The 22,576-nt window shown below is 73.8% G+C and carries 21 protein-coding genes; 11 read left to right on the top strand and 10 right to left on the bottom strand.

The features are described from left to right. Positions 1–5 precede the first annotated feature (5 nt). From tsaD to ACZ6PY_RS11015, 4 genes are all read left to right on the top strand, one after another. Entirely contained in the window at positions 6–1,052 is a 1,047-nt protein-coding gene (tsaD, locus tag ACZ6PY_RS11030; RefSeq protein WP_262283097.1) for a tRNA (adenosine(37)-N6)-threonylcarbamoyltransferase complex transferase subunit TsaD, read from the top strand. Between the two features lie 19 nt (positions 1,053–1,071). Then, the gene (locus tag ACZ6PY_RS11025) at positions 1,072–1,326 is read left to right on the top strand and encodes a hypothetical protein (RefSeq protein ID WP_091262671.1); all 255 of its coding nucleotides are present in this window, start codon (positions 1,072–1,074) and stop codon (positions 1,324–1,326) included. A gap of 70 nt (positions 1,327–1,396) precedes the next feature. After that, positions 1,397–3,106, top strand: coding sequence for an ABC transporter ATP-binding protein (locus ACZ6PY_RS11020; RefSeq protein WP_466071230.1), 1,710 nt, complete (start codon positions 1,397–1,399; stop codon positions 3,104–3,106). Next, the gene (locus ACZ6PY_RS11015; protein ID WP_466071228.1) at positions 3,103–4,851 is read left to right on the top strand and encodes an ABC transporter ATP-binding protein; all 1,749 of its coding nucleotides are present in this window, start codon (positions 3,103–3,105) and stop codon (positions 4,849–4,851) included. The genes ACZ6PY_RS11020 and ACZ6PY_RS11015 overlap by 4 nt, the downstream gene beginning before the upstream one ends. Positions 4,852–4,901: 50 nt before the next feature. On the opposite strand, the gene ACZ6PY_RS11010 is transcribed toward ACZ6PY_RS11015, so the two are convergent. The 7 genes from ACZ6PY_RS11010 to map all read right to left on the bottom strand — a co-directional run bounded on the left by ACZ6PY_RS11010 (position 4,902) and on the right by map (position 11,849). Continuing rightward, complete coding sequence (locus ACZ6PY_RS11010; protein WP_262283100.1) at positions 4,902–5,639, bottom strand: DUF4142 domain-containing protein; 738 nt, start codon at positions 5,637–5,639, stop codon at positions 4,902–4,904. Positions 5,640–5,744: 105 nt separating this feature from the next. Beyond that, complete coding sequence (locus ACZ6PY_RS11005; protein WP_313724472.1) at positions 5,745–6,926, bottom strand: ROK family protein; 1,182 nt, start codon at positions 6,924–6,926, stop codon at positions 5,745–5,747. A gap of 26 nt (positions 6,927–6,952) precedes the next feature. Beyond that, a complete protein-coding gene (locus ACZ6PY_RS11000) occupies positions 6,953–8,212 on the bottom strand; it encodes a sugar ABC transporter permease (protein WP_466071226.1) in 1,260 nt (419 codons plus the stop codon). Next, positions 8,209–9,024: an ATP-binding cassette domain-containing protein gene (locus ACZ6PY_RS10995; protein ID WP_466071224.1), complete on the bottom strand. Its 816-nt coding sequence runs from the start codon at positions 9,022–9,024 to the stop codon at positions 8,209–8,211. The genes ACZ6PY_RS11000 and ACZ6PY_RS10995 overlap by 4 nt, the downstream gene beginning before the upstream one ends. 107 nt (positions 9,025–9,131) lie before the next feature. Next, a complete protein-coding gene (locus ACZ6PY_RS10990) occupies positions 9,132–10,232 on the bottom strand; it encodes a sugar ABC transporter substrate-binding protein (RefSeq protein ID WP_466072058.1) in 1,101 nt (366 codons plus the stop codon). Positions 10,233–10,442: 210 nt separating this feature from the next. After that, positions 10,443–10,922 (bottom strand): Cys-tRNA(Pro) deacylase, encoded by a 480-nt coding sequence (gene ybaK, locus ACZ6PY_RS10985; RefSeq protein WP_466071222.1) that lies wholly within the window; start codon positions 10,920–10,922, stop codon positions 10,443–10,445. A gap of 108 nt (positions 10,923–11,030) precedes the next feature. Continuing rightward, positions 11,031–11,849 carry a type I methionyl aminopeptidase gene (gene map, locus ACZ6PY_RS10980; protein WP_466071220.1) on the bottom strand — a complete coding sequence of 273 codons (819 nt, stop codon included), beginning with the start codon at positions 11,847–11,849 and terminating at the stop codon, positions 11,031–11,033. 99 nt (positions 11,850–11,948) lie between these two features. On the opposite strand from map, the gene ACZ6PY_RS10975 reads away from it, so the two are divergent. Next, complete coding sequence (locus ACZ6PY_RS10975; RefSeq protein WP_466071218.1) at positions 11,949–12,215, top strand: helix-turn-helix domain-containing protein; 267 nt, start codon at positions 11,949–11,951, stop codon at positions 12,213–12,215. A 17-nt stretch (positions 12,216–12,232) separates the two neighbouring features. On the opposite strand, the gene ACZ6PY_RS10970 is transcribed toward ACZ6PY_RS10975, so the two are convergent. Further along, entirely contained in the window at positions 12,233–13,432 is a 1,200-nt protein-coding gene (locus ACZ6PY_RS10970; RefSeq protein ID WP_466071217.1) for a THUMP-like domain-containing protein, read from the bottom strand. Positions 13,433–13,744: 312 nt separating this feature from the next. On the opposite strand from ACZ6PY_RS10970, the gene groES reads away from it, so the two are divergent. The 3 genes from groES (at position 13,745) to ACZ6PY_RS10955 (ending at position 17,544) form a co-directional block, all read left to right on the top strand. Next, on the top strand, positions 13,745–14,059 hold the full coding sequence (groES, locus tag ACZ6PY_RS10965; RefSeq protein WP_018222648.1) for a co-chaperone GroES: 315 nt from the start codon (positions 13,745–13,747) through the stop codon (positions 14,057–14,059). A gap of 70 nt (positions 14,060–14,129) precedes the next feature. Continuing rightward, positions 14,130–15,773: a chaperonin GroEL gene (gene groL, locus ACZ6PY_RS10960; protein ID WP_466071215.1), complete on the top strand. Its 1,644-nt coding sequence runs from the start codon at positions 14,130–14,132 to the stop codon at positions 15,771–15,773. A 133-nt stretch (positions 15,774–15,906) separates the two neighbouring features. Next, positions 15,907–17,544 carry a molybdopterin-dependent oxidoreductase gene (locus tag ACZ6PY_RS10955; protein ID WP_466072056.1) on the top strand — a complete coding sequence of 546 codons (1,638 nt, stop codon included), beginning with the start codon at positions 15,907–15,909 and terminating at the stop codon, positions 17,542–17,544. 241 nt (positions 17,545–17,785) lie between these two features. On the opposite strand, the gene ACZ6PY_RS10950 is transcribed toward ACZ6PY_RS10955, so the two are convergent. Beyond that, entirely contained in the window at positions 17,786–18,169 is a 384-nt protein-coding gene (locus tag ACZ6PY_RS10950; protein WP_357938651.1) for a WhiB family transcriptional regulator, read from the bottom strand. Positions 18,170–18,425: 256 nt separating this feature from the next. Here ACZ6PY_RS10950 and ACZ6PY_RS10945 point away from each other — a divergent pair, with 256 nt between their 5' ends. Continuing rightward, a complete protein-coding gene (locus ACZ6PY_RS10945; RefSeq protein ID WP_466071214.1) occupies positions 18,426–19,241 on the top strand; it encodes a helix-turn-helix transcriptional regulator in 816 nt (271 codons plus the stop codon). A gap of 9 nt (positions 19,242–19,250) precedes the next feature. On the opposite strand, the gene ACZ6PY_RS10940 is transcribed toward ACZ6PY_RS10945, so the two are convergent. Next, on the bottom strand, positions 19,251–19,655 hold the full coding sequence (locus ACZ6PY_RS10940) for a DUF5319 domain-containing protein (RefSeq protein WP_151465105.1): 405 nt from the start codon (positions 19,653–19,655) through the stop codon (positions 19,251–19,253). A gap of 197 nt (positions 19,656–19,852) precedes the next feature. Between ACZ6PY_RS10940 and guaB the strand changes: the two genes are divergently transcribed. Both guaB and ACZ6PY_RS10930 read left to right on the top strand, forming a co-directional pair. Further along, the gene (gene guaB, locus ACZ6PY_RS10935; protein ID WP_466071212.1) at positions 19,853–21,415 is read left to right on the top strand and encodes an IMP dehydrogenase; all 1,563 of its coding nucleotides are present in this window, start codon (positions 19,853–19,855) and stop codon (positions 21,413–21,415) included. A 30-nt stretch (positions 21,416–21,445) separates the two neighbouring features. Continuing rightward, positions 21,446–22,564, top strand: a complete 1,119-nt coding sequence (locus ACZ6PY_RS10930; RefSeq protein ID WP_313724485.1) for a GuaB3 family IMP dehydrogenase-related protein — start codon at positions 21,446–21,448, stop codon at positions 22,562–22,564. Positions 22,565–22,576: the final 12 nt, after the last annotated feature.

Here is a 22,576-nt window from a genome sequence, read left to right as displayed (position 1 = left end):
CGCGGATGGCTGACGAACCACTGATCCTCGGCATCGAGACGTCCTGCGACGAGACCGGGGTGGGCATCGTGCGCGGGCACACCCTGCTCGCGGACGCGCTCGCCTCCAGCGTCGAGGAGCACGCCCGGTTCGGCGGCGTGGTGCCCGAAGTGGCCAGCCGGGCCCACCTGGAGGCCATCGTGCCGACCATGGACCGGGCGTTGCGCGAGGCCGGGGTGACGATCGCCGACATCGACGCGATCGCCGTGACCTCCGGGCCGGGCCTGGCCGGCGCGCTGCTCGTCGGGGTCGCCGCCGCCAAGGGGTACGCGGTGGCCGCCGAGAAGCCGGTGTACGGGGTGAACCACCTCGCCGCGCACGTGGCCGTGGACACCCTGGAACACGGTCCGCTGCCCGAGCCGGCCATCGCCCTGCTGGTCTCCGGCGGGCACTCCTCGCTGCTGCGCGTCGACGACCTGGCCCGGGAGGTCACGCCGCTCGGCGCCACGATCGACGACGCGGCCGGTGAGGCGTTCGACAAGGTGGCCCGGCTGCTCGGGCTGCCCTTCCCGGGCGGCCCGTTCATCGACCGGGAAGCGCGGGCCGGCGACCCGGCGGCGATCGCGTTCCCGCGCGGGCTGACCGCGCCGAAGGACCTGGCCGGGCACCGCTTCGACTTCTCCTTCTCCGGGCTGAAGACGGCGGTGGCCCGCTGGGTGGAGGCCCGGCAGCGGGCCGGCGAGCCGGTGCCGGTGGCCGACGTGGCCGCGTCCTTCCAGGAGGCGGTCTGCGACGTGCTGGTCGGCAAGGCGCTGGACGCCTGCCGCAGCAGCGGCATCGACACGCTGGTGATCGGCGGCGGGGTGGCCGCCAACTCGCGGCTGCGGGCGATGGCCGAGCACCGCGCGGCGAAGCACGGCGTCCGGGTGCGTACGCCCCGGCCGAAGCTCTGCACCGACAACGGCGCCATGGTGGCCGCGCTCGGCTCGCACCTGGTCGCCGCGGGCGTCGCCCCGAGCCGGCTGGACCTGCCCGCCGACTCCGCCATGCCGCTGACCGTGGTCAGTGTCTGAGGCGGGGGAGGGGACCGACGTGATCGTCCGGATGTGGGAGGCGAAGGCCGAGCCGTACGGCTTCGCCGACCTGATCACCTGGGTGTGCGAGACCGCGCTGCCCGAGTTCGAGCACGAACCGCTGCACCTGTCCAGCGAGGTGTTCTCGTCGACCGACCACCGCGTGGTGGTGATCTCGAAGTGGCGGAGCAACCCGCGGGAGCTGCCCGAGCCACCCATGCGCCTGGTCGCCCGGCCGCCGCACAGCTGGGACTTCACGCAGGTCGATCGCTGACCCGGGCCGGCCCGGCCGGCGGGAAACCGGTTGGCGTCCACCCCGGCCCGGCACCTAGCGTCGGGTGGTCATGCGCTTCTCACCCGCCGGCGACCCCGGCACCCCCGACGCCCGGTCCGCCACCCGTTACCTGGTCTGGCTCGCCGGTCGGCACCCCCTGTACTTCGGCGCCGCCATCACCCTCGGCATCGTCTGGATGCTCGCCCAGGCGCTGATGCCGGCCGCCGTCGGCCGGGCCGTCGACGCGGGCCTCGCCCACCGCGACCCGGACGCCCTGCTCCGCTGGGGCCTGGTCCTGCTCGGGCTGGGCGTCGTCCAGGCGACCGCCGGCATCCTGCGGCACCGCTGCGCCGTGCACAACTGGCTCGGCGCCGCGTACCGGACCGTGCAGGTCACCGTGGACGCCACCAACCGGCTCGGGGCCGCGCTGCCCCGCAGGGTGGCCGCGGGCGAGGTGGTGAGCATCGGCACGGCCGACATCGAGCACATCGGCAGCGCCATCGACATCACGGCCCGGGGCACCGGCGCGGTGGTCGCCATCGCCACCGTGGCGGTGATCCTGCTCACCGCGTCCCTGCCGCTCGGCCTCGTGGTGGTGCTCGGGGTGCCGCTGCTCATGGCGCTGGTGGCGCTGCTCATCCGGCCGCTGCACCGGCAGCAGGCGGCGTACCGGGAGTCGACCGGTGAGCTGACCGCACGGGCCGGCGACATCGTGTCCGGGCTGCGGGTGCTGCGCGGGGTGGGCGGTGAGCCGGTGCTGGGCGCCCGCTACCGGGAGCAGTCCCAGGCGCTGCGGGCCGACGGCCTGCGGGTGGCCCGGGTGGAGTCGCTCATCCAGGCCGCGCAGATCCTGCTGCCCGGGGTCTTCGTGGTGCTGGTGACCTGGCTCGGGGCCCGGTTCGCGCTGCGCGGCGAGATCAGCGCCGGCCAGCTGGTCTCCTTCTACGGCTACACGGCGTTCCTGGTCAGCCCGCTGCGCAACCTCACCGAGGCGGCCGACAAGCTGACCCGGGGGCACGTCGCGGCCCGCCGCGTGGTGCGGCTGCTCCGCCTCGCCCCGGAGTTCACCGACCCGGCCCGCCCGGTGCCCGTGCCCGAGGGGCCGGGCGAGCTGGTGGACGTGCGCTCCGGGCTGGTGCTGCGGCCGGGCCGGCTCACCGCGCTGGCCGCCACCGCGCCCGAGGACGCCGTCGAGATCGCCGACCGGCTGGGCCGGTACGCCGACGGGGACGTGACGCTGCACGGCGTACCGCTGCGGGACGTGGCGCTGGCGACGGTGCGCGAGCGGATCCTGGTGGCCGACAACGACGCGCAGCTGTTCAGCGGCGCCCTCCGCGCGGAGCTGGACCCGCACGACCGGGCGGATGGCCCCGCGATCGAGGCGGCGCTGGTCGCGGCGAGCGCCACCGACATCGTCGAGGCGCTGCCCGGCGGCCTGGACAGCCCGGTCGCCGAGCGCGGCCGGGAGTTCTCCGGCGGGCAGCGGCAGCGGCTGCGGCTGGCCCGGGCGCTGGTCGCCGACCCGGAGACGCTGATCCTGGTCGAGCCGACCAGCGCGGTGGACGCGCACACCGAGGCGCGGATCGCCGACCGGCTGGCCGCCGCCCGGCGCGGGCGGACGACGCTGGTCTGCACGACCAGCCCGCTGGTGCTCGGCCGCGCCGAGCACGTGGTGTTCGTGGAGGACGGCAAGGTGGTCGCCGAGGGCCGCCACGACGAGCTGCTCGCCGCCGAGCCCCGGTACCGGGCCACGGTGAGCCGGGAGGAGGAGGACCGGTGAGCAACGCCCTGCCTGTGGCCGACGCGCAGCAGGTCCGCCGGTACGCGCGGGAACTGGTCCGCCGGCACCCGCGCGGCCTGGCCGCCGCGCTCGGCCTGCACGCGCTCGCCGCGGCCGCCGGCCTGGTCGCGCCCCGGCTCCTCGGCGACCTGGTCGAGGGGATCTCGCGCGGGGTCGGCGCCGTCACCGTGGACCGGGTGGCCCTGGCCATCGCCGGTTTCGTGGTCGCCCAGTCGGTGCTGGTCCGCTTCGCCCACCTGGCCTCGGCCCGGCTCGGGGAGCGGGTCCTCGCCGAGCTGCGCGAGGAGTTCGTCGACCGGGTGCTCGCCCTGCCGCTGTCCACCGTGGAACGCGCCGGCACCGGCGACCTGCTCACCCGCACCTCCCGGGACGTCGCCGCGCTGTCCCGGACGGTCCGGTTCGCCGCGCCGGAGACGCTGATCTCGGCGCTCACCGTGCTGCTGATCCTCGGCGCGCTGGTGCTGACCGGCCCGCTGCTGGTGCTGCCCTGCCTGCTCGCCGTGCCGCTGCTGGTCGCCGGCACCCGCTGGTACCTGCGCCGGGCGCCGGCCGGCTACCTGCGGGAGAACGCCGCGTACTCCGACATCACCGACGGGATCAGCGAGACGGTCGAGGGGGCGCGGACCACCGAGGCGCTGCGCCAGCAGGCCCGCCGCCGGGCCCGCTCCGACGCCGACATCCGCCGGTCGTACGCCGCCGAGTACTACACGCTGAGCCTACGGACGGTCTTCTTCCCGGTCGCCGAGATCGGCTACCTGCTGCCGGTGGTCGGCACCCTGCTGCTCGGCGGCTGGTTCTACCTGGAGGGCTGGGCCAGCCTCGGTCAGGTCACCGCGGCCACCCTCTACGCCCAGCAGCTGGTGGACCCGGTCGACCGGCTGCTGTCCTGGCTGGACGAGTTCCAGGTCGGCGGCGCCTCGCTGGCCCGGCTGCTCGGCGTGTCCGGCGGTCCGGCGGAGGCCACCGAGCAGGCGGCCGACCGGCGGCCGGTCTCCGACGACGGGCGGCTCGCCGCCCACGACGTCCGGTACGCGTACCGCGCCGGCCACGACGTGCTGCACGGGGTCACGCTGGTGCCCCGGCCGGGGGAGAAGCTGGCCATGGTCGGCCCGTCCGGCGCGGGGAAGTCCACGCTGGGCCGGCTGCTGGCCGGGGTGCACGAGCCGCGCGCCGGCACGGTGACCGTGGACGGCCGGCCGCTGTCCGGGCTGCCCCTGGCCGAGCTGCGCACCCACGTCGCGCTGGTCAGCCAGGAGCACCACGTCTTCATCGGCACCCTCGCCGACAACGTGGCGATGGTCCGCCCGGACGCCGGTCTCGCCGAGGTGCGCGCGGCGCTCGCCGCGGTCGACGCGCGGGACTGGGCGGAGGCGCTGCCGGACGGGCTGGACACCCGGGTCGGCGCGGGCGGGCATCAGCTCTCGCCGGCGCAGGCGCAGCAGGTCGCGCTGGCCCGGCTGGTGCTCGCCGATCCGCACACCCTGGTGCTGGACGAGGCCACCTCGCTGATCGACCCGCGGGCGGCCCGGGCGCTGGAACGCTCGCTGGCCGCCGTGCTCGAGGGCCGGACCGTCATCGCCATCGCGCACCGGCTGTTCTCCGCCCACGACGCGGACCGGGTGGCGGTGGTCGAGGACGGCCGGATCACCGAGCTGGGTTCGCACGACGAGCTGGTCGCGGCCGGTGGCTCGTACGCCGCCCTGTGGCGGTCCTGGCACGGCTGAGCGAAAGGCCCCACCGGTCGCACCGGTGGGGCCTCGGGTGTGCCGCGCGGTCAGGAGCGGCGGAGCAGCCGCCAGGTCGCGTACCCGCCGGTGGCCAGGGCCAGCAGGAAGACGGCCCACACCACGGTGGTGCTGACCTGGATCCCGCCGCCGCTGCCGACGTTGGCGCCGGCCGCGGCGATCAGCGAGTCGCTCTGCGCCGGGGGCATCGCGGGCGGCGGGAGCTGCTGCCAGCGGACCAGCCCGGTGCTCTCCAGCATCAGCATGTGGTTGGTGACGAAGGTGTTCGTCTGGTCGGCGAGCTTGCGCACGATCGGGTCCCGGGTGCTGGCCCGGACCGCCCCGATCACCGGGAAGATGTTGCCGTGCGCGACCCGCAGCCGGGTCACGAAGATCTGATCGAACTGGGCGCCGGTGGCGTTCTGCATCTCGGTCAGCCAGCCCTGCTGCTGGGTGGTCGGTGTGGTCGGCAGGGTGGCGCCCAGCTTGTTCGCGGCCTCGACCACGAGCTGGTCCAGGACGCCGTGCTGGCGCGCGATCTCCGCGCCGATCTCCCGTACCCGCTTCGACTGGCCCTTCTCGGCGGCCATCTGCCCGGCCGGCATCTCCCAGAGCCCGGCCAGCCGTACCCCGTTGAGCAGCGTCATGTCGGCGGCGTTGAGCTGTACGACAGGGTTGGGCGCGGCCTGTGCCGCGCCGGGAAGAACGCCGATCCCCGCGGTGAGCGCGACGAGCAGCAGGATCACCCGGTGCGCCAGCCGGCGGCGTGCGGATTCCAGCGGTGCCATGGTGGGGGTGCCTCCTCGGTCCGGACCGGTACGCGGATGTCGCGGGCGGGCCGCACCCGCCGGCCGCCCGTCCGCACACTGGTACGGATCACGGACCCGATCAGTTCAGCCGACGTCGAGCGGGTCGGCGAGGAGGCGTTCGAAGGCCAGCTCGGCGGCGCCGATCAGCGCCGCGTCGTCACCGAGCTTCGGGGTGCGCAGCCGCACGTGCTCCAGGCAGGCGGGCAGCCCGTTGGAGTTGAGCCGGCTGCGCACCTGGGCGGCGGCGGCCAGGTAGAGGTCGCGCATGGTGCCGCCGAAGATGACCATCTCCGGGTTGAAGATGTTGACCAGGTTGGCCACGCCGAAGCCGAGCCAGTCGCCGGCCTGCCGCACGGCGGTCTGGGCCCGCGCGTCGCCCCGGTCGGCGGCGTCGAAGACCGCCAGCAGCGCCTCCCGGCCCCGGGCGTCGGAGCGGCCGGCGGCGCGGAGCAGCCCGTGCTCGCCGATCTCGGTCTCCCAGCAGCCCCGCCGCCCGCAGTCGCAGCGCATGCCGTCGCGGACCACCACCATGTGGCCGACCTCGCCGCTGTAGCCGCCGTGCCCGGTGAGCCGCCGGCCGCCGGCGATGATGCCGGCGCCGACGCCGACGTCCCCGTACAGGTAGATGACGTTGTCGCAGCCGGCGGCGACGCCCCGGGCGTGCTCGGCGAAGGCGGCCACGTCGGCCACGTTGCCCACCGTGATGGGCACGTCGACACCCAGCTCGGCGGCGAGCGCCGCGCCGAGCGGCTCGTCCACCCAGCCGGTGGTCGGGCTGAGCCGGACCAGCCCGTCCTCGCGGCGGACCATGCCGCAGACCGCCACGCCGGCCCCGACGCAGATCGAGTCGGGCGGCACCGCGCGGTGCATCTCCCGGACCGCGTCGGCCAGCAGCGGCGCGGCGTCCCCGGCGACCAGGTTCCGCGGCCGGTCCAGCTCCCGGCGGTCGAGCACCTCACCGCCGAGCCCGACCCGCGCGGCCCGCAGCCGGTCGACCTCGACGCTGTACGCGTACGCGTAGACCCGGGCCGACTCGGGCCGGACGACCAGCGAGGGTCGTCCGGCCCGGCCGGTCTCCTTCGGCGTCCCCTCGCTGACCAGACCGGCGCCGGCCAGGTCGGCGGTCAGCGCGCCGATGGTGCTGCGGTTGAGGCCGAGCGCGGTGGTCAGCTCCGCGCGGCTGGTGGCGCCCCGGACGTGCACGTACCGGAGCAGCGCGCCCAGGTTCTGCCGACGGATCTCGTCCTGGCTCGGTCCCGCGCGCATCGCCACCGTCATGTTCCGTGCCGGGTTCAGCGGGTGCCGGTCGCGGCGGCCCGCCGGCGGGACAGCGCGTCGATGGTGGCGGCGGCGAGCAGGACCACGCCGGTGACCACGTACTTCACGCCCGAGCTGTAACCCATCAGTCCCATACCGTTGTCGATGACCGCGACCACCGCGCCACCGAGCACGGCGTCGAGGATCCGGCCCTTGCCGCCGAAGAGGCTGGTGCCGCCGATCACCGCCGCGCCGACGGCGTAGAGCAGTACGTTACTGCCACCGGTGTTGGGGTCCACGGAGTTGGCCCGGCTGGCCGCCACGATGCCGCCGATCGCCGCCATCGTGGAGCAGATGACGAAGACGGAGATGCGGATCCGGTCGACGTTGATGCCGGCCCGGCGGGCCGCCTCGGCGTTGCCGCCGACCGCGTAGACGTGCCGGCCGTAGCTGGTGCGCTGGAGCACGAACGTCCAGACGACCAGCAGCACCGCGATGATCGGCACCACGATCGGCACGCCCTTGAGCGAGACGACGAGCACGTTGCGGCTGCGCTCCAGGTTGAGCACGTAGACCGCCGCGCCGAGGATGACCGCGAGGCCGGCGATCCGGGCGCCCACCACCGCGATCGGGTCGGTGAGCAGGCCGCGGGCGGCCCGGTTGCGGTGGCGCAGCAGCTGCACGGCCGCGTACGCGGCGACGGCCACCGCGGCCAGCGCCCAGCCGAGCGTGGGGGAGAGGTTGCGGTTGGCGATGGCGAGGATGGTGTCGTCCCGCACCGAGATGTTGGAGCCCTCCTTCATGAGCATCAGCACGATGCCCTGGAAGGCGAGGAAGCCGGCGAGGGTGACCACGAAGGACGGGATGCCGACCTTCGCCACCAGCAGGCCGAGCATGGTGCCGATCACCACGCCGGTGATCACGGCGGCGAGCATCGCCACGTACCACGGGTAGCCGCGCTCGGTGACCGCGTTGGCCAGGATGGCGGCGCAGACGCCGCTGGCGAAGCCGGCGGAGAGGTCGATCTCGCCGAGCAGCAGGACGAAGATCAGACCCATCGCGATCAGCGTGGTCGCGGCGCCCTGGGTGAACAGGTTGGCGAAGTTGCCGGCCGTGAAGAAGGTCGGCCGGGCGATCGAGAAGCCGACCACCAGCGCGAAGAGCATGAACACGGCCGGCAGCGCGCCGATGTCGCCACCGCGTACCCGGCGCCAGTAGTTGCTGAGGTGGGTGCCGAGGGTGGGCGCCGGCGTGACCGCGGCGGGGCCCTCCCTCTTGACGGCGGTGGTGGTCATCGGACGGCTCCTGGAGTCGTGTCGGCGGGCGCGGCCCCGGTGCCGTTGCTGCCCGAATCGGCGAGGCCGAGGTTGCCGGAGCGACCGGCGGTGATCAGCTCGACCACCTGCGCGTGCGTGATGTCGCTGGTCTTCACCTGGGCGACCATCTGGCCGAGGTAGAGCGCGGCGATGCGGTCGGAGACCGCGAAGACGTCGTTCATGTTGTGCGAGATGAGCACCACGGCCAGGCCGTTGTCCGCGAGCCGGCGGACCAGCTCCAGCACCTGTGCGGTCTGCGCGACGCCGAGGGCGGCGGTCGGCTCGTCCAGGATGACCAGCTTGCTGTTCCAGAGCACGGCCTTGGCGATGGCCACGGTCTGCCGCTGCCCGCCGGAGAGGCTGGACACGTGCTGGCGCAGCGACTTCACGGTCCGCACGCTCAGGCCGGCCAGGGTCTCGGCGGCCATCTGCTCCATGGTCGGCTCGTCGAGCACGATGCCGCTGCGCTTCTCCCGGCCGAGGAACATGTTCTGCACGATGTCGAGGTTGTCGCAGAGCGCGAGGTCCTGGTAGACGACCTCGATGCCCAGCGCGGCGGCGTCGCGCGGGCTGTTGATGCTCACCGGCCGGCCGTCGAAGCGGAACTCCCCGCCGTCGGTGGGGTGGATTCCGCTGATGCACTTGACCAGGGTCGACTTGCCGGCGCCGTTGTCGCCGACCAGCGCGGTCACCTCGCCGGGGTACGCGGTGAAGGCCACATCGCGCAGCACCTGGACGGGACCGAAGCTCTTGTCGATCCCGCGTAGCTCCAGCAGGGGGGTTGCGGACACGGGGGTTCTCCTTCGGAACGGAGGGGAGGTCTCGGATCCCGTCCGGCGCGGGCGCCGCCCGGCACGGGTGTCCGTGCCGGGCGGCGCCGCCTGGTGCGGGGTGGGGGTCAGCTGATGCCGGCGTCGGTGCAGAGCTTGGCGAAGGCGCCGGTGCAGAGCTCGTCCTTGGTGACGTAGCCGTCCGCCACGACGTCCTTCACGTTGTCCTTGTAGATCGCCTTGGGCTCCAGCAGCACGGCCGGGACGTCCCGTCCGCCCTCCGGGTCCTTGACCGTCTGTCCGGTGTCCTTCTTCTGGCCCTTGGCCAGCCCGATGGCCAGCTCGGCGGCGGCGTCAGCCTCCTTCTTGACCGCCTTGTAGACCGTCATGCACTGGTCGCCGACGAGGATGTTCTGCAGGCCCTCCTTGGTGGCGTCCTGACCGGTCACCGGGACCTTGCCGTTGAGCTTGTTCTTCTTCAGCACCGAGATGGCCGCGTTGCCGAGGCCGTCGTTGGCGGCCAGCACCCCGTCGATCTTGCCGCGGGCCTTGGTGAGCTGCTGCTCGAAGATCGTGGCGGCCTGCGCGTTGTCCCAGGCGGGCACGGAGTCGTCGGCGACCTTGGTGTACTCCTTCGAGTCGAACTTCGGCTTGAGCACCGAGTCGTACCCGTTCTTGAACAGGGTCGCGTTGTTGTCGGTCGGCGAGCCGTTGAGGTAGGCGATCGACGGGTTCTTGGCGCCCTTGTCGGTCAGGCACTTGCTCAGGCCCTCGCCCTGGAGCTTGCCGACCGCCTCGTTGTCGAAGCTGACGTAGTACTGGGCCGAGCCGCCCAGGGTCAGCCGGTCGTAGTCGATGGTGGCGACGCCCTGCGACTTGGCCTTGTCGAGCACGGCCTTGCCGGTGCCGGAGTCCAGGTTGACGATCATCAGCACGTTGACGCCGTTGGTGATCATCTGGTCGGCGATGGTCTGGAAGGCGTTCTTGTCGTTCTGGGCGTTCTGGATGTCCGACTCGACACCGGCCGCGTCGAACGCTTCCTTGAGGTACTTGCGGTCGGCGCCCTCCCACCGGGCGGAGGACTTGCTGTCGGGGAGGATCACGCCGATCTTCGGCTTCTTGTCGGTCGAGCCGCCGGCCTGGTCGGAACCGCCGTTGTCACCGCAGGCGGCCATGCTGCCGGTCGCGAGAAGACCGACTGCCGCGAAGGTGAGGAAGCCCTTGCGCATATGCATGGGTCCTTTCGGGGGTTGGGGGAGTGGTGTCGGTGTTTTGTTGTGCCCGGCAACGTATTCCTCCCCCGCGGAGGCGCGCAAGAGAGCCGAGGTCAGAAGTTTGTTGGCGGCAGTAACAATTCAGCAACGCCAGTGGCACCCCGTTGTCACCTGCAGAGAGCGCTCCATCCGGGTGGCGTGCGGAAACGCTCCCAGGGCCGGCGCTCAGCGGGAGGCGATCGGCGCCGTGACGGCCCCGGTCAGCGCGACCAGGTCGGCCGGGGCGAGCTGGAGCTGGAGGCCGCGGCGCCCCGCCGAGACGTAGACCGTCGGATGCGCCAGCGCCGAGGCGTCGACGACCGTGGGCAGCCGCTTGCGCTGGCCGAGCGGGCTGATCCCGCCGCGGACGTACCCGGTGGCGCGCTCGGCCACCGCCCGGTCCGCCATGGCCGCCCGCTTCCCGCCGGCCGCGGCGGCGAGGGCCTTGAGGTCCAGCTCGCCGGTGACCGGCACGACCGCCACGGTCAGCCCGCCGTCGACCTCGGTGACCAGCGACTTGAACACCCGGGCCGGAGGCACCCCGAGGGCCGCCGCGACCAGGGCGCCGTAGTTCGGCGCGTCCGGCGAGACGTCGTACGGGTGGGTGCTGTGCGCGATCTTCCGCTTGGTCAGCAGTGCCGTCGCCGGAGTGCCCTGTCCCGCCATGAGCGACAAGCTAACCCGGCTCCCGTCCGGCGGGCGAGCCGAAATCACCGGCCGGGAAGAGGGCGACCGGCCTGCTCGGGCCGCGCGCCGCGCCGACGGGGACGCTCGTCAGGCCGACGCGGCCGACCGCCCGCTGCGGTCGCCGGGCCTCGTGTCGTGCCCGGGTCGGCGGGTCAGCACCCGGGGGCCGGCCTCGGTGATCGCGACGGTGTGCTCGGAGTGGGCGGAGCGCGAGCCGTCGGCGGACCGGATCGTCCACCCGTCCCCGTCGAACCTGATCCTGTCGGTGCCCCGGCAGAACCACGGCTCGATGGCGATCGTCAGGCCGGGCCTGAGCCGCATGCCCCGGCCGGGGCGGCCGCTGTTGGGCACGTGCGGGGCCTCGTGCATGGTGCGGCCGATGCCGTGCCCGCCGAACTCGTTGTTCACCGGGTAGCCGTAGCGGCGGGCCACGTCGCCGATGGCGGCGGAGACGTCGCCGAGCTGACTGCCCACCCGCGCGGCGTCGATCCCGGCCTCCAGTGCGACCTCGGTGGCCTCGATCAGCTTCAGGTCCTCCGGGGCCGGGGTGCCGACGACGACGGACAGTGCGGAGTCCGCGACCCAGCCGTCGAGCCCGACCGCCACGTCGATGCTCAGCAGGTCGCCGTCGCGCAGGACGTAGGGATGCGGCAGGCCGTGCAGCACCGCGTCGTTGACCGAGAGGCACAGGACGTTGCGGAACGGGCCGCGGCCGAACGACGGCGTGTAGTCCCAGTAGCAGGACTCCGCGCCACGTTCCCTGATCCGGCGGCGGGCGTGGTGTTCGAGGTCCATCAGGTCGACCCCGACGGCGGCGGTCTCACGCAGCTCCGCCAGCAGCTCGCCGACGAACTGGCCGGTCTCGGCCATCCGGTCGATCTCCTCGGCCGACTTCAGTTCGATCACGATCAACCCTTCCTTCCGGTGCGGTATATTTATACCAGGCCGGCCGAGGCGCCCGCCCGGTCGGCTTCGCCGATCCGGGAAGGCGGATATCCTGCTGGCATGGTTCGCCCACCGCTCACGCCGGAACAGATCGCCGCGGGGCAACGTCTCGGGGCGGCGCTCCGGGTCGCGCGAGGTGGCCGCAGCCTCGTCGAGGTGGCCCTGGCGGCCGGCATCTCGCCCGAGACGCTGCGCAAGATCGAGGTGGGCCGGCTCCCGGCGCCCGCGTTCGGCACCGTGGTCTGCCTCAGCGAGGTCCTCGACGTCGCGCTCAGCGACCTGGCCGAGGTGTGGCTGGCCGACCTGCGCGTCCGCGAAGCGTCCTGACCCGCCGCGCGTCCCGCTCAGCCCGGCGCCGGGCGGCAGAGCAGCACGGTCGGCGCGCCGGCCACCCGGGTCAGCACCAGGCTGGCCGCCGCGTCGCCGGCCAGCCTCAGATCCCGGCGCAGCTTCTCCGGCTCCAGCGCGGAGCCGCGCTTGAGGATCTCCACCCGTCCGACCCGGCGCTCCCGCAGCAGCGCGCGCAGCCGCTTCAGCGAGAACGGCAGGACGTCGGTGACCTCCAGGCAGCGGGCGAACGGCGTCGGCCGGGCCTCGTCGCCGTACAGGTAGGCGATGCTCGGGTCGGCCAGCGTCGCGTCGAGGTCGCCGGCAAGCTCGGCGACCAGGTGTGCGCGCACCACCGCCGGGTCCGGGTCGTACAGGAAGCGGCGGGGCCCGTCCACCGGCGCCTCGGCGTCGCCGCTGCCGGTGAGCTGGTGGGCGTTGAGCCGTCCCTCCCTCTCCCGGAGCACGGTGGCGCGGCGGGGCACCCCGGCCAGCTCGCCGCACCAGAGCGCGGCCTCGACCAGGTCGCCGTCGACGCTCACCCACTCCGCCTCGGCGCCTGCCGGGATCAGCGCGTGGTCCAGCCCAGGGGCCACCTTCACCACCGTGCGCGGCACCCGCGCGGCCAGCCCCGTCACGAAGTCCCAGGGCGGCGAGTAGGCGTTCGGGTCGAAGATCCGCCGGCCGGTGCCGGCCTTCCGGCGGGCCGGGTCGCAGAAGACCCCGTCGACCCGGCCCACGTCGAACGCCGTGGCGTCCCCGCACTCCACGGTGAACCGGTCGGCCAGTCCGGCCGCCTCGGCGTTCGCGGCGGCCATGGCGGCGGTCACCGGGTCGGCCTCCACGCCGTACACCCGGATGCCGGCGCCGGCTGCGGCGAGCGCGTCCGCGCCGAGGCCGCAGCCGAGGTCGGCAAGCGTGGCCACGTCCGCGGCGCGCAGGCGTTCCGCCCGGCGCCGCGCCACGACCCCCCGGGTGGCCTGCTCCAGGCCCGCCCGGGTGAGGAACATGCCGCGTGCCGCCGGGCCGAACTTGCCCACCGCGCGCCGGCGCAGCTCGGCCTGGGTCAGCGCCGCCGCCGCGAGGCCGGCCGGCACCCCGGCGGTGCGGAGCGCCGCCGCCGCCGTCAGCGGGTCGCCGCCGGCCACCCGCGCCGCCGCGTCGAGCGCGGCCGACCCCTCGGGGGTACGCAGGGCGGCGAACTGTTCCAGGTCCACCCGCGCATTCTCCCGGCCACGTCCGGGCGGCCGGCCCGGACCCCTGGCGCGCGTCGCCGGCGGCGCCGGTCCGGCCCGGGGCCGGCGACACGAGGCGCGGCGCGTTGGCACTCTCCTTGACGGAGTGCTAGCCGAGGAATAACCTGCGATTAGCACTCTCACCCTGAGGGTGCCAACGCCCGGGCCCTGGTGTCCGGGGGTTGAGCGCCAGGCGGACCGGCACCCGCGACGACGGCCCCGCCCGGTGGCATGTGGCAGATTGACGCTGGTCGGCGTGCCGACCGGCAACGACACCAAGTACCCCAGGAGGGTATGCCCGTGACTACCGCGACCAAGGTTGCGATCAAGCCGCTCGAGGACCGCATCGTGGTCCAGGCGAACGAGGCCGAGACCACCACCGCCTCGGGCATCGTGATCCCCGACACCGCCAAGGAGAAGCCGCAGGAGGGCACCGTCCTCGCTGTCGGCCCGGGCCGGATCGACGACAAGGGCAACCGCGTGCCGATCGACGTCAAGGTCGGCGACACCGTCCTCTACTCGAAGTACGGCGGCACCGAGGTCAAGTACGCCGGCGAGGAGTACCTGGTGCTCTCCGCCCGCGACGTCCTCGCGGTCATCGAGAAGTAAGCAACCGATCAGTGTCGCTGCCCCGGTCCGGCTCGCCGGGCCGGGGCAGCGTCGCTTCGAAGGGATACAGATGGCGAAGATCCTGAGCTTCTCGGACGACGCCCGGCACCTGCTGGAGCACGGTGTCAACGCCCTCGCGGACGCGGTCAAGGTCACTCTCGGCCCGCGCGGGCGCAACGTCGTCCTGGACAAGAAGTTTGGTGCCCCCACGATCACCAACGACGGCGTGACCATCGCCAAGGAGATCGAGCTCACCAACCCCTACGAGAACCTCGGCGCGCAGCTGGTCAAGGAGGTGGCGACCAAGACCAACGACGTCGCCGGCGACGGGACCACCACCGCGACCGTGCTGGCCCAGGCCATGGTCCGCGAGGGCCTGCGCAACGTGACCGCCGGCACCAACCCGACCGGCATCAAGCGGGGCATCGACGCGGCGGCCACCAAGGTCTCCGAGGCGCTGCTCGGCCGGGCCGTCGAGGTGGCCGACAAGGAGTCGATCGCGCACGTCGCGACCATCTCCGCGCAGGACTCCACCATCGGCGAGCTGATCGCCGAGGCGATGGAGCGGGTCGGCCGCGACGGTGTCATCACCGTCGAGGAGGGCTCCGCCCTCACCACCGAGCTGGAGGTCACCGAGGGTCTCCAGTTCGACAAGGGCTTCATCTCGCCGAACTTCGTCACCGACGTGGAGGGGCAGGAGGCGGTCCTCGAGGACCCGTACATCCTGATCACCACGCAGAAGATCTCGGCGATCGAGGAGCTGCTGCCGCTGCTGGAGAAGGTCCTCCAGAACAGCAGGCCGCTGCTCATCATCGCCGAGGACGTCGAGGGCCAGGCCCTGTCCACGCTGGTGGTCAACGCGATCCGCAAGACCATCAAGGTCTGCGCCGTGAAGGCCCCCGGCTTCGGCGACCGCCGCAAGGCGATGCTCCAGGACATGGCGATCCTGACCGGCGCCGAGCTGGTCGCCCCGGAGCTGGGCTACAAGCTCGACCAGGTCGGCCTGGAGGTGCTCGGCACCGCCCGCCGCGTCGTGGTCGACAAGGAGAACACCACGGTCGTCGACGGTGGCGGCCAGGCCGCCGAGGTCGCCGACCGGGTCGCCCAGATCCGCAAGGAGATCGAGGCCTCGGACTCCGAGTGGGACCGGGAGAAGCTGGCCGAGCGGCTGGCGAAGCTCTCCGGCGGCATCGCGGTGATCAAGGTCGGCGCGGCCACCGAGGTCGAGATGAAGGAGCGCAAGCACCGCATCGAGGACGCGATCGCCGCGACCAAGGCCGCGGTCGAGGAGGGCACGGTCCCGGGTGGCGGCGCCGCCCTGGCCCAGATCCTGCCGGTGCTCGACGACGACCTGGGCTTCACCGGCGACGAGAAGGTCGGCGTCTCGATCGTGCGCAAGGCGCTGGTCGAGCCGCTGCGCTGGATCGCCCAGAACGCCGGCCACGACGGCTACGTGGTGGTGCAGAAGGTCGCCGCCCAGGAGTGGGGCAACGGCCTCGACGCCGCCACCGGCGAGTACGTCGACCTGGTTAAGTCCGGCATCCTCGACCCGGTGAAGGTGACCCGCAACGCGGTCACCAACGCCGCGTCGATCGCCGGCCTGCTGCTCACCACCGAGAGCCTCGTGGTGGAGAAGCCGGAGAAGGCCGAGCCGGCCGACGCCGGTCACGGCCACGGCCACGGTCACGGCCACCAGCACGGCCCGGGCTTCTGATCCCGAGCCGCCCGGCCTGACGTCAGGGCACACCGCCACCCGGCGGTGTGCCCTGACCCGTCTCTGCTTACGGAACGCTGACGAGGTTGGCGGCGGGCCGCTCCGACCGACGACACTGGTCGCCGTGAGCAACATGTCGCGCGGTCAGGCCGCGCTGGCCGGGGTCACCGCCGCGGCCGTCGCGATCGGCGCGGCCGAACCGGTGGCCGTCCTCACCGGCCCCCGGTCCGCGCCGATCATCGCGGTCGGCGGGCTGGTCGTCGACGTGGTGCCGGAGCCGCTCAAGCACTTCGCCATCGCGGTCTTCGGCCGGCACGACAAGATCGCTCTCCTGGTCGGCACGGCGGTGCTGCTGGCCGCGATCGCGGCGCTGGTCGGCGTGCTGGCGGCCCGGCGGCTCCGGATCGGCCTGGCCGGCATCGCGGCGTTCGCCGCCCTCGGGGTGGCCGCCGCGCTGACCCGGGCCGGCGCGGACGCCTTCGACGCGCTGCCCTCCCTGGTCGGCGGCCTGCTGGGGGCGCTGACGCTCTGGGCCTTCGTGGCGGGTCCGCTCGGCGCGGGCGCCGGGCCGCGGACGGCGCCGGCGACGCCGGAGTCGGAGCCGTCCGCGTCCACGCCGTCGGCACCCGCCCCGCCCCCGGCCGTGGCCGCGCTCGCGCGGGACGAGACTCCGGCCGGGTGGGAACCGCTCGACGGCGGCGACCAGGAGTCGCGCCGCCGGTTCCTGCGCGGCGTCGGCCTGCTGGCCGGCACGGCGGCGGTCGCCGGGCTCGGCGGGCACTGGCTGGCCGGGCGGCGGGGCGTCTCGGCGGCCCGCGAGGCGGTGCGGCTGCCCGCTCCGGCGGTGCCCGCCCCGCCGGTGCCGGCCGGCGCCGACCTGTCGGTCAGCCGGCTCGCCCCCTTCGTCACCCCGAACCGGGAGTTCTACCGGATCGACACCGCCCTGGTGGTGCCGCAGGTCGACCCGGCCACCTGGCGGCTGCGCATCCACGGCCGGGTACGGAAACCGATCGAGCTGAGCTTCGACGACCTGCTCGCCCGCCCGATGGTCGAGCGCTACGTCACCCTGGCCTGCGTCTCCAACGAGGTGGGCGGCGACCTCATCGGCAACGCCCGCTGGCTGGGCGTGCCGATCAGGGAGCTGCTGGACGAGGTCGAGCCGGAGGAGGGGGCGGACCAGGTGGTCGGCCGCTCGGTCGACGGCTGGACCTGCGGCACCCCCACCGCGGTCCTGCGGGACGGGCGGGACGCCCTGCTCGCGGTCGGGATGAACGGCGAGCCGCTGCCGGTCGAGCACGGCTTCCCGGTGCGGATGGTGGTGCCCGGCCTCTACGGGTACGTCTCGGCCTGCAAGTGGGTGACCGAGCTGGAGCTGACCAGCTTCGCGGACTTCGACGCGTACTGGGTGCCGCGCGGGTGGTCGGCGCAGGGGCCGATCAGGACGCAGTCCCGGATCGACACGCCGCGCTCGCGCAACCGGCTCACCGCCGGCCCGGTCACCGTGGCCGGCGTGGCCTGGGCCCAGCACCGGGGCATCCGCACGGTTGAGGTACGCGTCGACGGCGGCCCCTGGCAGGAGGCGACACTGGCCCCGACGGTCTCGGTGGACACCTGGGTGCAGTGGTCGTGGCGCTGGGACGCCACCCCGGGCGACCACACCCTCCAGGTCCGGGCCACCGACTCCACCGGGGAGACCCAGCCCGAGCAGCGGCGCCCGGTCGCGCCCGACGGCGCCACCGGCTGGCACACGGTCAAGGTCACCGTCGGCTGACCGGCGCCTCACCGGTCCCGCAACGGGACCGCGATGGTGCGCGGCCGGAGGTGGCCAGGCCCGCAGTCCGTCGCGTCCCCAGGGTCTCCGTCGGAGCCTACGAACGTGATGCCGTGAACGACTCAGACGCGCGGCGTCGCCGCGCTTCAGAAGAGAGCACGGCGACCCGCGCCCGGGAGAGAGAGCACGGCGACGCCGCGCCCCCGGAGAGGAGCGCGGCGTCGGCGGCGGTCGGTGAGGGTCAGGCGATCTTGCGCTGGTCCGGGACGGCGGACTTGTGCGGCCGGCCGAGGCGGGCCTCCAGCCGGGCGACGTCCACCCGGGCCTGCCGGCGGTCCGCCAGGTCCTCCCAGCCGAGGGCCAGCAGCCGCAGCCGCTCGGACTCGCTGAAGCCGCCCCACACGCCGTAGGGCTCGCGGACCGAGAGGGCGTGCGCGGCGCACTCGGCGCGGACCGGGCAGGCGCGGCAGACGGCCTTGGCGCCGGACTCGCGGCGCAGCCGCGACGAGCCGCGCTCGCCGTCCGGGTGGAAGAACTGCGCGCTGTCCCGCCCGCGGCAGGCACCGAGCCGCTGCCAGTCCCAGAGGTCGACAATGGGTCCGGGCAGCCTGCGTACGTTCGACATCAGCACCCCTCCTCCCGCGCGGCACCGCGGAGAATCATCGTGGCCAGCTCCCACCGGTGCGGTGGTCCGCGCGGGACACCGTTTCCGGAGTGACCCCTCGGTACCCGGGCTTTCCCGCCCTCACACATCTGTGATCGAAAACCTCGGACACTCGGCGGCATATGCCCCATCTGCCGGAAAAGTTCGGATGATTGCCCGGAACCTCCTCCCGAGCACACCCCGTCGTGGTCTGCTCTGAGGCGGAGAGGAGACCACTGTGCGTAGCGTTCTTGTGTGCGTTCGGACACCACTCGCAGCCCAGCACCTGACCTCCGCGGCGGCGCGGCTCGGGCTGTCGGGCGTGCTCCGCACGGCCGTCTCCGACCCCGAGGTGATGCTGCGGCTCGCCGAGCGTCAGGTCGACGTGGTGCTGGCCGACACCGCCCTCACCCGGCCGGACAGCGCCGGCTTCGTCCGCCGGGTGCTCGCCCGTGCCCCGCAGGCCGCCGTGCTGCTGCTCGGCGCCGAGGAGTCGGAGGCCGCGGCGGCCACCATCAGCGCCGGCGCCCGGGGGCTCATCCAGAACGCCGACCACGACCTGACCAGCGCGGTCGCCAAGGCGCTGCTGCTGCTCTCCGCCCCCGGGCGCACGAACCGGCACCGGGTCAGCGACCCGGCCCGGGACGCCGCGGCGGTCGGTGGGCCGGCCCGGTCGGCCGCGCCGGGGCGTACCCCCGCCGGGGCCGCGTGGCCGGCGGGGTCGGCGGAGGGTCCCGGCGGGGGGCCCACGGTGGTCCCGGTGCAGCGCGGCGAGGACCCGGCCGACCCGGCGGCGGGCGAGACGGAGGCCGCGCCGGCGGGCGGCCCGCAGCGGTCGGCGCGCACGCCGCGCAGCGCGATCGGCCTCACGGAGCGTGAGCTTCAGGTGCTGCTCGGCATGGCCGAGGGGAAGAGCAACGCGGAGATCGGGCGGGAGCTGTTCGTCTCGGAGGACACCGTCAAGACGCACGCCCGCCGGCTGTTCCGCAAGCTCGGCGCGCGCGACCGGGCGCACGCGGTGGCCGCCGGTTTCCGCGCCGGCCTGGTCGCCTGAGCCGGCCGCTCACTCCTCGGCGGAGTCGTCGGTGCCCTCGGTGAGGGTGTCGTGCACGCCGTCGGCGTAGCCGCGCGCGTAGTCCCAGCTCACGTAGTGGTCCGGATCCGGGTCGTAGGCCGGCTCGTGCACCCGGGGTCGCCCCGAGTCGAGCAGGTGGCGCAGGTTGCCGCGGAGAAGGTCCCAGTCGAAGTAGTGCGGCTCGCGACAGTCCTCGCACTCGATGACCAGGCCGCGGACGCCGATCGGCTGCAGCAGGGCCTGGTAGATCTCCAGGTCGGCAAGATCCTCGAGGACGTCCTGCCGCTCGATCTCGGTCAGCGGGTCGAGCGGGTCGTCCTCGCGCGGGTCGTGCAGACCGGCAGCCGGATCGGCCGGGTCGCCGTTGAACGGGTCGATGGGCTCGTCGTGCACCCCCTCACCGTAGTCCCCGCCGCGCCGGAAAGTCCGCCCCGGCGACTCCCTGTGGCGCCGCCGACCCGGGCCCGCCGCTGCCGGGGGCCGCCCAGGTCAATGGGTACGATGAAGCGACGCGCCGTCTTGCCGGCGTGCGCCGGTGCCCGCGCGCGCCGCCTCGCTGCAGCCCGTCCGACCAGCTCAGGGGAGCAATCGTGGAGAATTCGCCCAGCACCGAGATCCCGGCCGGCCGCGACGGCGGTGAGCTGAGCGGCCATCTGCCGGAGCTGCCCGCCGGCTCGGCCCGGGTGGTGCCGCTCGGGCTGACCTTCGACGACGTGCTTCTCCAGCCGGGCGAGTCGGACGTGGTGCCGAGCCGGGTGAACACCCGCACCCAGCTCACGCGCAACGTCGAGCTGACCATCCCGCTGCTCTCCAGCGCGATGGACACCGTCACCGAGGCGCGGATGGCGATCGCCATGGCCCGCCAGGGCGGCATCGGCGTGCTGCACCGCAACCTCTCCGTCGAGGACCAGGCCCTCCAGGTCGACCTGGTCAAGCGCTCCGAGTCCGGCATGATCACCAACCCGGTGACCGCCAGCCCGGACGACACCCTCCGCGAGGTCGACGCGCTCTGCGGGCGTTACCGCATCTCGGGCGTCCCGGTGGTCGACGGGCAGGGCCAGCTGGTCGGCATCGTCACCAACCGGGACATGCGCTTCGTCTCCGACCCGGCCACCCCGGTCCGCGAGATCATGACCCGGACCCCGCTGATCACCGCCCGCGTCGGCGTCGGCAAGGACGAGGCGCTGGCCCTGCTGCGCCAGCACAAGGTCGAGAAGCTGCCGATCGTCGACGAGTCCGGGAAGCTGCGCGGGCTGATCACGGTCAAGGACTTCACCAAGAGCGAGCAGTACCCGGAGGCCACCAAGGACGAGGCCGGCCGGCTCCGGGTGGCCGCCGCCATCGGTGTGGGCGAGGACGCGTACAAGCGGGCCCGCACCCTTGTCGACGCCGGCGTCGACGTGGTGATCGTGGACACCGCGCACGGCCACCAGCGGGCCGTGCTGGAGATGGTCGCCCGGCTCAAGAAGGACGTGGCCATCGACGTCGTCGGCGGCAACGTCGCCACCTACGCGGGCGCCAAGGCCCTGGTCGACGCGGGCGCGGACGGCGTCAAGGTGGGCGTCGGCCCGGGTGCCATCTGCACCACCCGGATCGTCGCCGGGGTCGGCGTACCGCAGATCACCGCGATCATGGAGGCCGCCCGGGCCGCCCGCCCGGCCGGCGTGCCGGTGATCGGCGACGGCGGCATCCAGTACTCCGGCGACATCGCCAAGGCCCTGGTGGCCGGCGCCGACACGGTGATGCTGGGCGGCCTGCTCGCCGGCTGCGAGGAGAGCCCGGGCGAGCTGCTGTTCATCAACGGCAAGCAGTACAAGGCCTACCGGGGGATGGGCTCGCTCGGCGCCATGCAGTCCCGCGGCCAGGCCAAGTCGTACTCCAAGGACCGCTACTTCCAGCAGGACGTGACGAGCGACGAGAAGCTGGTCCCCGAGGGCGTCGAGGGCCAGGTGCCGTACCGGGGGCCGCTCGCCCAGGTCGCCCACCAGCTCGTCGGCGGGTTGCGGCTGGCGATGGGGTACTCCGGCGCCGAGAGCATCCCCGAGCTCCACCGGCGCGGCCAGCTCATCCGGATCACCGCGGCCGGGCTCAAGGAGAGCCACCCGCACGACATCCAGATGACCGTCGAGGCGCCCAACTACCACACCCGCTGACCCACCACCCCCAACCACCTGGAGTCCCCCATGCGTGACGTGGTCGAGATCGGGCTGGGCAAGACCGCGCAGCGCGGCTACCACCTTGACGAGATCGCCATCGTGCCGAGCCGCCGCACCCGGGACGTCGACGACGTCTCCACGGCGTGGCAGCTCGACGCCTACCAGTTCGGCATCCCCTGCGTCGGGCACCCCTCCGACGCGACCATGAGCCCGGCGTCGGCGGTGCGGCTCGGCCAGCTCGGCGGCCTCGGCGTGCTCAACGTCGAGGGCCTCTGGACCCGCTACGAGAACCCGGCCAAGGTGCTGGAGGAGCTGGCCGGCCTGGACGAGGACGCCCGGGCCACCAAGCGGCTCCAGGAGGTCTACGCGGAGCCGATCCGTCCCGACCTGATCGCCGAGCGGGTCCGCGAGCTGCGCGACGGCGGCGGCACGGTGGCTGTCCGGGTCTCCCCGCAGCACACCCTGGCGCTCGCCCCGGTGATCCTCGACGCCGGCGTGGACATCCTGGTCATCCAGGGCACCATCGTCTCCGCCGAGCACGTCTCCACCACCGACGAGCCGCTGAACCTCAAGGAGTTCATCGCCGACCTCGACCTGCCGGTCATCGTGGGTGGCTGCACCGACTACAAGACGGCGCTGCACCTGATGCGCACCGGCGCGGCCGGCGTGATCGTCGGCATCGGCGGCGACGACTGGTCCACCACCGAGTCGGTGCTCGGCATCCGGGTGCCGATGGCCACCGCGATCGCCGACGCCGCCGCGGCCCGCCGCGACTACCTCGACGAGACCGGCGGCCGGTACGTGCACCTCATCGCCGACGGCGACATGCAGACCTCCGGCGACATCGCCAAGGCGCTCGGCTGCGGCGCGGACGCCGTGATGCTCGGCGAGCCGCTGTCGCTCTGCGAGGAGGCCCCGGCCGGCGGCGCCTGGTGGCACTCGGCCGCCAGCCACCCGTCCCTGCCGCGCGGCGCGTTCGAGGTGGCCGGTGAGCCGCTCGGTTCGATGGAGAAGCTGCTGTTCGGCCCGGCCGACGAGCCGGACGGCCAGCTCAACCTCTTCGGCGGGCTGCGCCGCGCGATGGCCAAGTGCGGCTACCGCGACCTCAAGGAGTTCCAGAAGGTCGGCCTGGTCCTCGACCGCTGACCGCGTGAGCGA

Source organism: Micromonospora sp. NPDC048907 (assembly GCF_055586885.1).
Note: the sequence above shows the minus strand (reverse complement) of the source record. Positions and strands in the feature narration are given on the sequence as shown.